9 protein-coding genes are annotated in these 11,481 nt (G+C 74.8%); 8 read left to right on the top strand and 1 reads right to left on the bottom strand.

What is annotated here, in order from left to right:
- Positions 1 to 1,180 (bottom strand): D-alanyl-D-alanine carboxypeptidase (locus BU198_RS06770; RefSeq protein ID WP_411293156.1); only part of this gene is annotated, 1,180 nt, incomplete at its 3' end.
- Between the two features lie 112 nt (positions 1,181 to 1,292).
- Between BU198_RS06770 and BU198_RS06765 the strand changes: the two genes are divergently transcribed.
- From BU198_RS06765 to BU198_RS06730, 8 genes are all read left to right on the top strand, one after another.
- Entirely contained in the window at positions 1,293 to 2,240 is a 948-nt protein-coding gene (locus BU198_RS06765) for an alpha/beta hydrolase (protein ID WP_188295937.1), read from the top strand.
- Positions 2,237 to 3,004, top strand: coding sequence for an ABC transporter ATP-binding protein (locus BU198_RS06760; protein ID WP_188295936.1), 768 nt, complete (start codon positions 2,237 to 2,239; stop codon positions 3,002 to 3,004). The genes BU198_RS06765 and BU198_RS06760 overlap by 4 nt, the downstream gene beginning before the upstream one ends.
- Entirely contained in the window at positions 3,001 to 4,839 is a 1,839-nt protein-coding gene (locus BU198_RS43260) for an ABC transporter permease subunit (RefSeq protein WP_188295935.1), read from the top strand. Before BU198_RS06760 ends, BU198_RS43260 begins: the two co-directional genes overlap by 4 nt.
- A gap of 104 nt (positions 4,840 to 4,943) precedes the next feature.
- Positions 4,944 to 6,101 carry an ABC transporter substrate-binding protein gene (locus BU198_RS06750; RefSeq protein WP_188295934.1) on the top strand — a complete coding sequence of 386 codons (1,158 nt, stop codon included), beginning with the start codon at positions 4,944 to 4,946 and terminating at the stop codon, positions 6,099 to 6,101.
- A 51-nt stretch (positions 6,102 to 6,152) separates the two neighbouring features.
- Positions 6,153 to 7,025, top strand: coding sequence for a branched-chain amino acid ABC transporter permease (locus BU198_RS06745; protein ID WP_188295933.1), 873 nt, complete (start codon positions 6,153 to 6,155; stop codon positions 7,023 to 7,025).
- A gap of 68 nt (positions 7,026 to 7,093) precedes the next feature.
- A complete protein-coding gene (locus BU198_RS06740; RefSeq protein WP_188295932.1) occupies positions 7,094 to 8,203 on the top strand; it encodes a zinc-binding dehydrogenase in 1,110 nt (369 codons plus the stop codon).
- Between the two features lie 178 nt (positions 8,204 to 8,381).
- Positions 8,382 to 9,353: an aldo/keto reductase gene (locus BU198_RS06735; protein WP_188295931.1), complete on the top strand. Its 972-nt coding sequence runs from the start codon at positions 8,382 to 8,384 to the stop codon at positions 9,351 to 9,353.
- Between the two features lie 3 nt (positions 9,354 to 9,356).
- The gene (locus BU198_RS06730; RefSeq protein ID WP_188295930.1) at positions 9,357 to 11,087 is read left to right on the top strand and encodes an amidohydrolase; all 1,731 of its coding nucleotides are present in this window, start codon (positions 9,357 to 9,359) and stop codon (positions 11,085 to 11,087) included.
- Positions 11,088 to 11,481: the final 394 nt, after the last annotated feature.

Below are 11,481 nucleotides of genomic sequence, written 5' to 3'. Positions count from 1 at the left end.
GTGCGGTGCGGCGGCGGGCGGCCGTGCGGGCGGTGACCCAGGCGGCGAGGGCGGTGCCGAGGACGGCGGCGGACCAGACGGCGGGGGCGAGGCCGGAGCCGGAGCCGCCGGTCACCGGCGGACGGGACCAGGGCGGCAGCTGCTCGTCGGCCTGCGCCGGTGCCCCCGGCTCGGCCCCTGGCGTCGCCGCGGAGGAGGGCGGGACGGCCTCGTCGACCAGCCGGCCGACCGGCTGGACCTTCCCGGCCGCCGCGAAGCCCCAGTCCAGCAGGCCGGCCGCCTCGTCGTAGACCTTGCCCTGGGCCTCCGGGTGCATCACCGTCACCAGCAGGGTGCGGCCGTCGCGTTCGGCGGCGCCGGTGAAGGTGGCGCCCGCGTTGGTGGTGTAGCCGTTCTTGACGCCGATCAGGCCCGGGTACTTGCCGAGCAGCCGGTCGGTGTTGGCGATGTCGAAGCTGGTGCGCTGGCCGGTGAGTTTGTCGAGGCCGCCGGGGAAGCGCGCGGTGCGGGTGGCGCAGTAGGAGCGGAAGTCCGCGTTGCGCAGCCCGGCCCGGGCGAAGAGCGTGAGGTCGTAGGCGGAGGAGACCTGGCCGTCCATGTCGTAGCCGTCGGGGGAGACGACCTTGGTGTCGCGGGCCTGGAGCGCCCGGGCGCGGTCCTGCATCTCGCCGACGGTCCGCTGGATGCCGCCGTTCATGTGGGCGAGGACGTGGACGGCGTCGTTGCCGGAGCTGAGGAAGACGCCCCGCCAGAGGTCCTCGACCCGGTACGGCAGGTTCTCCTTGACGCCGACCAGGCTGCTGCCGGTGCCGAGTTCGGCGAGTTCGGTGGTGGTGACCCGGTGCTCCGCCGAGCGGTCGAACTTGGGCAGCACGGTGTCCGCGAACAGCATCTTGAGCGTGCTGGCCGGGGGCAATGGCAGGTGGGCGTCGCGGGCGGCGAGCACCTCGCCGGTGGCCGCGTCGGCGACCAGCCAGGAGCGCCCGGTCAGCTCGGCGGGCAGTGCGGGCGCCCCGGCCAGCGGCGCGACCTCGGCGTCGGAGCCGACCCGGACGATCCGTCCGGCGCGCACCGCGAGCGCCTGCGCGACGCTGCGGCGGTCGTCCATCGTGATCACCCGACCACCCCGAATGACCAGGTCGGCCGGGTCGGCCGGGTCCGGGAATCCGTTGCGCATCATCTTGCTCCCAGCTCTGGACAGGGTCGATTGCGACTCTTAACGTACATGGAATCAGATACGATTTGCGAGTGCCGGAGCCCCCGCCGGCACCCGGGCAATCGGAGGAATGACGATGCCCCTGCACCCCGAGGCACAACTGATCATCGACCGGTCCGGTGCGGAGGAGCAGCCCGCCCAGCCCGTCGAACTCGATGCCCAGGCCATGCGCGAGCAGTTCCGGACCACCTGGACCATGCCCGAGGACCTGCCCGCCGTCGCCGCCGTCGCGGACACCACCGTCCCCGGCCCGGCCGGCGACATCCCGGTCCGGATCTACACCCCCGAAGGCGAAGGCCCCTTCCCCGCCCTCGTCTGGCTGCACGGCGGCGGCTGGACCATCGGCTGCCTCGACGAGAACGAGTACTCCTGCCGCGCCGTCTGCGCCCAGGCCCGGGCCGTCGTCGTCTCCGTCGACTACCGCCTCGCCCCCGAACACCGCTACCCCGCCGCCGCCGACGACTGCCACGCCGTCCTGACCTGGCTGCACGACAACGCCGCCGCCGTCGGCGCCGACCCACGGCGCCTGGCCGTCGGCGGCGAGAGCGCCGGCGGCAACCTGGCCGCCGTCACCAGCCTGCGCGCACGCGACCACGGCGGCCCCCCGATCGCCCTCCAGGTCCTGGTCTCGCCCGTCGTCGGCCACCCCGACGACGGCCGCGCCTCCTACCGCGACTACGCGGACGGCTACTTCCTCTCCAAGGGCAGCATGGACTGGTTCTTCGACCAGTACCCGCGCGACGCCGCCGACCTCGACGACCCCCACCTGCTGCCGCTGCGCGCCACCGACCTCTCCGGCCTGCCGCCCGCCCTCGTCCTGGAAGCCGAGTACGACGTCCTGCGCGACGAGGGCGAGGACTACGCCCACGCCCTCCTCCAGGCCGGAGTGCCCACCCGCCTCGTGCGCTTCGACGGCCTCATCCACGGCTTCTTCGGCCTGCTCGCCACCGAACTCACCGACGCCGCCCGGGCCCACACCCTGGTCGCCGACGCCCTCCGCCGCACCAGCGGGGACCCCGCGTGAGCACCCCGGCCCTCTCGCTGCGCGACGTCAGCATCAACCGGGCCGAGACCGAGGTCGTCCACGGCGTCAGCCTGGACGTCGCCCCCGCCGGGATCACCGTGCTGCTCGGCGCCAACGGCGCCGGCAAGACCACCCTGATGGACGGCATCGCCGGCCTGGTCCGCACCACCTCCGGCACCGTCACCCTCGACGGCACCCCCGTCGACCGGCTCCCCACCCACCGGCGCGCCGGCGCCGGCCTCGCCTACGTCGAACAGGCCCGCACCGTCTTCCGCACCCTCACCGTCGAACAGAACCTCCTGGTCGCCGAACACGGCGACGGCGACCTCGGCGCCGCCTACCGGCTCTTCCCCGAACTGGAGAAGCGCCGCACCCTCCAGGCCGGCCACCTCTCCGGCGGCGAACAGCAGATGCTCGTCCTCGGCCGCGCCCTGGTCGCCCGGCCCAAGACCGTCCTGATCGACGAGATGTCCTCCGGCCTCGCCCCCGTCGTGGTGCACCGCCTGATGCGCGCCGTCGCCGGCCTGGCCGACCTCGGCATCGCCGTGCTCCTCATCGAGCAGTTCGCCCACCTCGCCCTGGAGATCGGCACCCGGGCCTACGTCCTCGCCAAGGGCCGGATCGTCTTCGACGGCCGCTGCGCCGACCTGCGCGGCGACGCCGACCGCCTGCACGACTTCTACTTCGGCACGACCGGCGCACCCGCCGCCGCGGGCGCGCCGCGCAGCCAGGGCTTGGGCCCGGCGGAGAGCGAGGGCGCATGAACCCCACCGGGCCGAACCCCTTCGGAACGACGGGCGCCCGCCGCCCGACGGGCGCCCGCCGCCCGACGGTCGCCCGCCGCCCGCTGGCCGCCGGCCTCGGCGCCGCCGTCCTCGCCTGCCTGCTCGTGCCCACCGTGCTGCCCGCGTACTGGGTCTACCTGGCCGTCACCGCCGTGGTGGGAGCCGTGATCATGCAGAGCTACGGCGTCATCGTCGGCCGGGTCGGCGTGATGTCGCTGTGCCAGGTGTCCTTCGCCGCGATCGGCGCCTGGGTGGTGCTGTGGCTCAACGCCGCCGGCGCCCCCGGCGGCTTCCTGCTCTGGCTGCCGCTCGGCGGCCTGGCCGCCGTCCCCGTCGGCATCGCCGTGGGCCTGCCCGCCCTGCGCATCCGCGGCGTCAACCTGGCCGTGGTGACCTTCGGCTTCGCCGTCGCCGCCGACATCGTGCTCACCGCCAACGAGTTCCCCGGCATGGCCGACCTCACCACCCTGGAACGGCCCGCGCCGTTCTCCGACGACGGCGCCTACTTCGTACTGGCCGTCGCCGTCTTCACCCTGATCGCACTCGGCCTGGCACTGCTCAACCGCACCCGGCTGGGGATGTCCTGGACGGAGCTGCGCCACTCCGAGCGGGCCGCGGCCGCGCACGGCGTGTCCGTCGCCCGCAGCAAGCTGGCCGCCTTCGCGATCAGCGCCTTCGTCGCCGGCGTCGGCGGCGGCCTGATGGCAGGCCAGCTCGGCCTGGTGGTCCCCGGCAACTTCGCCATGATGCAGTCGCTCACCCTCTTCGCGGTCGCCATCATGATCGGCCCGCACAACCCCGAGGGCGCGATCATGGGCGGGCTGTTCGGGGCGGTGATGGCCACCGTCCTGGACAAGCTCGGCCTGCCGCAGGACCTCGGCGGCATGCTGTTCGGCATCGGCGCGCTCTTCGCCCTGCGCTCCGGCGTCAGCCAGACCGACTTCACCCGGGCCCGCAAGCGCGAGCGCGCCGCCCGCAGGTTCCTCGCCGAACGCGAGGAGGCCGCCGCCGGGACCGGCACCGGCCCCGCTGCCCCCGCCGGTCAGGCCGCCCCCGAACCCGTGCCGCCAGCCCCGCCGCAGCCCGCCGCCCCGCGCGGCGAACCATCCCTCACCGTCAGCAAGTTGACGGTCCGTTACGGACAGGTGACGGCCCTGGACGCGGTGGACCTGAGCGTGCCGCGCGGCGCCGTGGTCGGCCTGATCGGCCCCAACGGCGCCGGCAAGTCCACCTTCATCGCCGCCGTCACCGGATTCGTCGGCGGCTACCAGGGGAGCGTCGCGCTCGCCGGCACCCCGCTCGACCGCCTCGCCCCCAACACCCGGGCCGCCCGCGGACTGCGCCGCACCTTCCAGACCACCTCCATCGCCCCCGAACTCACCCAGTACGAGTACCTGACCATCGGCGCCGGGCGCCACCTCGACCCCGCCGAAGCCGACGAACTGCTCGACTTCTTCGGCTGCCCGCCCGGACGGCTGCCGGTCTCCATGGTCGACGCCGGTGCCCGCCGCCTGCTCGACGTGGCCGCCGCCGTCGCCGCCCGCCCCGCCGTCGCCCTGCTGGACGAACCCGCCGCCGGGCAGTCCGCCGCCGAATCGCTGCTCCTCGGCCGCCGGCTCGCCGAGGTCCCCGCCCGCTTCGGGGTCTCCGTCCTGCTCGTCGAACACGACATGGACCTCGTCCAGGCCGCCTGCTCCGAGGTCACCGTGCTCGACTTCGGCCACGTCATCGCCTCCGGCCCCACCGCCGAGGTCCTCGCCGACCCGGCCGTGATGGCCGCCTACCTGGGCACCGCCGAACCCACGGCCGTCTGACCCGCCCCGCCACCCCCACCCGCCCCGCCACCCGCGACGGGCCGCGCACACCCCCTCCCACCCCCGGTGCGGCCCCGCCCCCACGGAATTGGAAGTGCACCCCCATGAAGCACGCGAAACCGGCCGTGGCCCTCACCGCCCTCGCCCTGGTCCTCACCGCCACCGCCTGCTCCAAGGACGAGGACTCCGCCACCGGCCCGATCAAGGTCGGCTCGATCAACGGCATCACCGGCCTCTTCCAGACCCCCGAGGTCCCGCAGGCCGTCAAGGCCGTCTTCGACGAGGTCAACGCCGCCGGCGGCATCAACGGCCGCAAGCTCGAACTGATCAGCGTGGACGACGCGATGAACCCCCAGCGCTCCACCGAGGCCGCCGTCGACCTGATCCGCTCCAAGAACGTCGTCGCCCTGGTCGGCTCCTCCAGCGCCGTGGACTGCGGCCTCAACCGCGCCGCCTACACCAAGGCCCACGTGGTCTCGATCCCCGCCGTCGGCGTCGACCCCGCCTGCTTCACCAGCCCCGACATCGCCCCCGTCAACCCCGGCCCGTTCAACCTGCTGACCGCCAACCTCTATTACGCCTCCGAGGTCCTCAAGCGCGACAAGGTCTGCCTCGACTACACCGTGCTGCCCGGCAGCGGCAGCGGCATCGAGGACTCCATCAGGAAGTGGACCGAGCTGACCGGCAAGCAGCTCGCCCACAAGGAACTCGCCATCGCCGAGGGCGACCCGACCAAGTACCTGGTCGCCGACAAGAACGCGGGCTGCCAGGCGGTCCTCTACAACGGCATCGTCGGACCGTACTTCGCCCAGGCCAAGACCCAGGGCATGACCGACGTCGACTTCATCGTCGGCGCCAACAGCTACACCGACGCCAACGCCCAGGCCATCCCGGCCGGTCTCGCCGTCTACGCCGGCACCGAGTGGCAGCCCTACACCGACACCACCCTGCCCGGCAACGACCGCTGGTCCCAGCTGGTGGAGAAGAACAAGGTCCAGAAGACCGCGTTCAGCCAGGGCGGCGTGATGGCCGCCGACCTGTTCGTCAAGGTCCTCAAGGGCATGAGCGGCCCCGTCGACCGGGCCACCGTCACCAAGGCCTTCAAGGACATGCAGCCCGTCGACTACCCGATGGTCGGCACCCCCTGGGTCTTCGGCCCCGGCGACAGCCACAACCCCGTCCAGGGCAGCCGGTTCGTCAAGGCCGTCAACGGCAGCTGGCAGGTCCTGCCGGAAGGCTTCGTCGTCCCCGCCAAGAAGTGACCGCCAGGCCGTGACCGCCCCCACCCGATCGAGCACCACAGGAGCTGTCCCGTGCTGAACTCCACACTCGCCGGCCTCACCGGCGGAGGCGTCTACGCACTGCTCGGACTGTGCGTCGTGCTGACCCACCGCCTGGTCGCCACCGTCAACTTCGCGATGGCCGCCGTCGGCGCGCTCGGCGCCTTCACCATGGTCGGCCTGACCGACGCGGGCACCGGCCTCTGGCTCGCCCTGCCGGTGGGGGTCCTCGCCGGAGCCGCGCTCTCCGCCCTGCTCGGCGCGGTCCTGGTGCGCTGGTTCGCCGGGCACTCCCAGAACACCAAGGCCGCCGTCACGGTCGCCGTGTACGTCGCCGTCATGGCCGTCGGCCTGCGCCTGTTCGGCTCCAACACCACCGGCGCGCACACCTTCCCGAGCCCCTTCGAGAAGCCGCTGTTCACCGTCGGCGGCGTGGTGGTCCCGCAGTCCGTCCTGGTCACCGTCGCCCTCGCGGTGGTGATCGCCGGCGGGGTCGGACTGCTCCTCACCCGCACCAGGATCGGCCTGCGGCTCCAGGCACTGTCCGAACAGCCCGCCACCGCCGAGGTGGTCGGCATCCCGGTCGCCCGGCTGGCGGTGGCGCTGTGGGCCGCCATCGGCGCCGTCACCACCCTCGTCGTGGTGCTGGCCGCACCCCGGCTGGGCGGCGACTTCTCCAGCCTCGGCAAGCTGATCAACACCGCGCTGGCGGTGGCCATGCTCGGCGCCTTCCGCAGCCTGCCGCTCACCGTGGCGGGCGGCCTCTTCCTCGGCTGCCTGGAGGGCCTGTCCTCCTCGATCGAGGCGATCCAGAAGTACCAGGGCGTGGTGCCCTTCCTGGTCATCCTGGTGCTGCTCTGGTGGCGCAGCCGCCACGAGGTGTGGGACACCGCGCACAGCCGATGACCGGCCCGACCGGCCCGGACACCCGTCCGGGCCGCCGACACGGGGGACACGAGAGGAGACCGAGAGCGATGACGCTCCCCACCCACACCCGGGCGGCCGTCCTGCGGGCCCACGGCGCACCGCTGGTGACCGAGGAGATCCCGCTGCCCGACCGGATCGAACCGGGCGCCGCCCTGGTCAGGACCGACTGCGCCACGCTCTGCGCCACCGACGTGCACCTGTGGAGCGGCGCCATGACCTTCCCCGGCATGCTGCCCATGGTCCTCGGCCACGAGATGGTGGGCACCGTCCTGGCCGCCGGCGAGGGCACCGTGGACGCCCTGGGCCGGCCCGTCACCGCGGGCAGCCGGATCGGCTGGTCCGAGTCCACCTGCGGCCACTGCCACGGCTGTACGGTGCTGCGCACCCCGGTGGCCTGCGAGCACCGCGGCTACGGCTTCCTCCAGCGCAGCGACCGCCACCCGTACGCCACCGCCGGGCTCGCCGAGCACGCCTACGTCACCCCGGGGGCGCAGAAGTACCTGCTGCCCGAGGAGGTCGAGGACACCTGGGCGGCGGCGGCCGGCTGCGCGGTCAAGACCGTGCTGCACGCCTTCGACCGGGCCGGCGGCACCCGCCCCGGATCCTCGGTGGTGATCCAGGGCGCGGGCGCGCTCGGCATCGTCGCCACCGCGGTGGCCAAGGCCGGCGGCGCCGGCCCGGTGATCACCATCGGCGCCCCGAAGCGCCGCCTCGACCTGGCCGAGGAGTTCGGCGCCGACCTGGTGCTCGGGCTCGACGAGGGCCCCGCCGCCCGCAAGGAGGCGGTGCTCGCGGCCACCGGCGGCCGCGGCGCCGACCTGGTGATCGACCTGGCCGGCGCCCCCGGCGTCGGCGCCGAGGCCGTCGACCTCGCCGCCTGGGGCGGACGCTTCGTGGTGGTCGGCACCACCGGCCCCGCGCCCCAGGAGATCCCGCTCGGCACCGTGATGGGCAAGGAGCTGACCGTGCTCGGCTCGCTCAACGGCGACGTCGGCGACTACCACCGGGCGATCGGCTTCCTGCGCGACTTCCGCTCCCGGTTCGACTGGGACGCCCTGTTCGGCGAGCCCGTCGGCCTGAGCGGCGCCACCGCCGCCGTCGAGGCGATGTCCCGGCTGGAGCAGACCAAGGCCGTCGTCGACCCCAGGCTGCCCTGACGCCCCGCCACGGCGGCCCGGCCGGCCGCCACCCCTCCGCCGGGCGGCGCTCCCCGCGCCGCCGGCCCCCCGCCGCCCGGCGCCCCGAGGTCCCCCGTGTGTGTCCTGACCCTCCGGGGCGCCGGGTCCCCCGTCCCGACCCGTCCGACCCGTCCCGACCCCGTCCGCGAGGAGCAGCATGACCGCGACCACCAGGCCCATCGTGCCCAGGCGCCGGCTCGGCACCGCCGGCCCCGAGGCCTCCGTCCTCTCCCTGGGCTCCTGGCACACCTACGACCGGATGGACTTCGCCGACGCCGTCGCCATGGTCCGCCACGCCGTCGACCTCGGCGTCAACCTCTTCGACGTCGCCGTCTACGGCCTGCCCGGCGGCCCGCCGGTCTTCACCGACGTCCTGTTCTCCGCGATCGTGCGCGCCGCCGGCCTCGCCCGCGAGGACTACCTGCTGTCCGCGAAGCTCTGGCTGGAGCCCTACCCCGGGCTCCCGCTGCGCGAGCAGCTGCGCGGCGCCCTGTTCCGGGCCGGAGTCGAGCACGCCGACGTCGCCGTCCTCGGCGACGTGCGCCGCGACGACATGGACCTGCGGGCCGTCGCCGAGGAACTCGCCGAACTGGAGCGCGAGGGCCTGATCGGCTGCTGGGGCGTCAACAACTGGTCGGCGACGCACATCCGCACCGTCCGCGAGCACGCCCGCGCGGCCGGATCGCCCGGCCCGCAGCTCGCCCAGCTCAAGTACAGCCCCTGCCGCCGCGCCATCCCCGACGGCGAGCCGTTCGCCGCGCTCTTCGCCGAAGGCCTCTCGATGCAGGCCTCCGACGTGCTGGAGGGCGGCGTCCTGGCCGGCCGCACCGCCCCCTCCCGGGAGATCGGCCGCGACCCCGGCGGCATCCGCGACCGGATCACCGCCGCCGCGCCCGGCCTGGCCGAGACCGCCGCCGGCCTGGGCGCCACCGCCGCGCAGCTGTGCGTCGCCTTCGCCCTCACCCACCCGGCCACCGCCACGGTGCTGTTCGGCGCCAGCCGGATGGCGCAGCTGACCGACAACACCGGCGCCCTCGCACTGGTCGAACGGGTCGGCGCCGAGCGGCTGCGCGAGCTGGTGGCCCCGTACTGGGCGGACCGCGGCGCGGTCGACCCGGAAGGGCCGTGACCGATGGCCGACACCACCGCCCCGCCCGGATCCGCCCGCCCCGCCGACCTGGTGCTGCTCGACGGCGAGGTACTCACCGTCGACGGCGCCTTCTCCACCGCCCAGGCCGTCGCCGTCCGGGACGGCCTGGTCCTCGCCGTCGGCAGCACCGCCGAGGTGCTCGCCCACGCCGGCCCCGCCACCAGGACCGTGGACCTGCGCGGGCGCACCCTGCTGCCCGGCATCAACGACTCCCACCTGCACGGCCACGCCTGGGGCCTGAACCGCCCCCCGCTCGCCCTGGACCTCAACCACCCCGCGGTGGGCTCGATCGCCGACGTCGTCGCCACGGTGGCCGCCGCCGCCCGTACGGCCGCACCCGGCGAGTGGATCGTCGGCCGCGGCTGGGACGTCGGCTACCTCGCCGAGTGCCTGGACGGCAGCCGCGGCCTGCCCGACCGCGCCGACCTGGACGCCGCCGCCCCCGACAACCCGGTCTGCCTCACCGACTTCTCCGACCACACCGCCTGGGTGAACTCCGCCGCCCTGCGCGTCGCCGGCATCGGCCGCGGCTCCGTCCCCCCGCCCGGCGGCACCATCGACACCGACCCGGCCGGGAACCCCACCGGCATCCTGCGCGAGGCCGCCCAGCGGGCCGTCCACGCCCACATCCCGCGCCCCGACGAACAGCGCCGCCGGGCCGCCGTCACCGGCGCGATCCGGGCCCTGAACGCCCTGGGCACCACCAGCTACACCGAACCCGGGCTCGGCCCCGGCGGCGAGGGCATCATGGCCGGCGCCCTCGGCGGCGCCGCCCTGCGCACCTACCTGGACCTCGCCCGGGCCGACGAACTCCACGCCAGGGTCAGCGTGCTGCTGCTGCCCGCACCGATGGGCGGGGGAGTGGCCGACCTGGAGGCCGGACTCGCCGACCTGGCCGGCACCACCCTCGACGGCATCGACCCGCGCCGCCTGGCCGTACTCGGCGTCAAGCTCTTCGCCGACGGCGTACCGCCCAACCGGACGGCCTGGATGCGCGACGCCTACCCGGGCGGCGGCCACGGCGCGCTGTGCGTGCACGGCTCGGCACCGGCCCTGCAAGCCGCCGAACTGACCGCGATGATCGCCGTCGCGCACGCCGCCGGCCACCAGATCGGCGTCCACGTCACCGGCGACCTCGCCATCGACACCGTCGCCGACGCCCTCGCCGCCGCCCAGCTCGCCCATCCCAGGCCGGACGCCAGGCACTACCTGATCCACGGCGACTTCGCGACCCCCCGGGCCCTGGACCTGCTCGCCCGCCACGACTACGGCGTCAACATGAACCCGGCGATCAAGTGGACCATCTCCGACCTGATGGACGAGGTGGTCGGCCCGGACCGCTCGGCCCGGATGTGGCCGGTGCGCTCCGCCCTGGACGCCGGGGTCCGGGTGTGCGCCAGCTCGGACGCCCCGATCACCGAACCCGACTGGCGCCGGGGCGTCGCCGCCATGCTGCTGCGCGAGTCCAAGGCCACCGGCCGCACCAGCGGCCCGCGGGAACGCGTCGGACTGCGCGACGCGGTGCGCGCCTACACCGCCGAGCCGGCCCGCCAGGACTTCGCCGAGCGGTGGAAGGGCAGCATCGAACCCGGCAAGGTCGCCGACCTGTGCGTCCTCGGCGGACGGCTGACCACCACCTCCCCGCACGACCTGCCCGGGCTCCCCGTCGATCTGACCCTCCTCGACGGCCGCCGGGTGCACGGCGAGGACTGACCGGTCCCGGCCGCCCCCGGGCGCCGTCCGGCGGAACCGCCCGCCGGACGGCGCGTCCACCCCCGACGGGCCCGCCCGCCCCCGCATCCCGGTCGGACGGCTGACCACCACCTCCCCGCACGACCTGCCCGGGCTCCCCGTCGATCTGACCCTCCTCGACGGCCGCCGGGTGCACGGCGAGGACTGACCGGTCCCGGCCGCCCCCGGGCGCCGTCCGGCGGAACCGCCCGCCGGACGGCGCGTCCACCCCCGACGGGCCCGCCCGCCCCCGCATCCCGGTCGCGCGGCGGGCCGTTCCCGTCACAGCGGCCCGTCCCAGTCGAGGGTCGGCTCCAGCACGCCCTCCAGGGTGAGCAGCCAGCGCTTCACCTCGATCCCGACCCGGCCGCCGCCG

This window comes from Streptomyces sp. CBMA156, from assembly GCF_014596515.1.
Taxonomy (GTDB): Bacteria; Actinomycetota; Actinomycetes; order Streptomycetales; family Streptomycetaceae; genus Kitasatospora.
The sequence above is the reverse complement of the archived record's forward strand: the minus strand, read 5'-3'. Positions and strand labels throughout refer to the sequence as shown.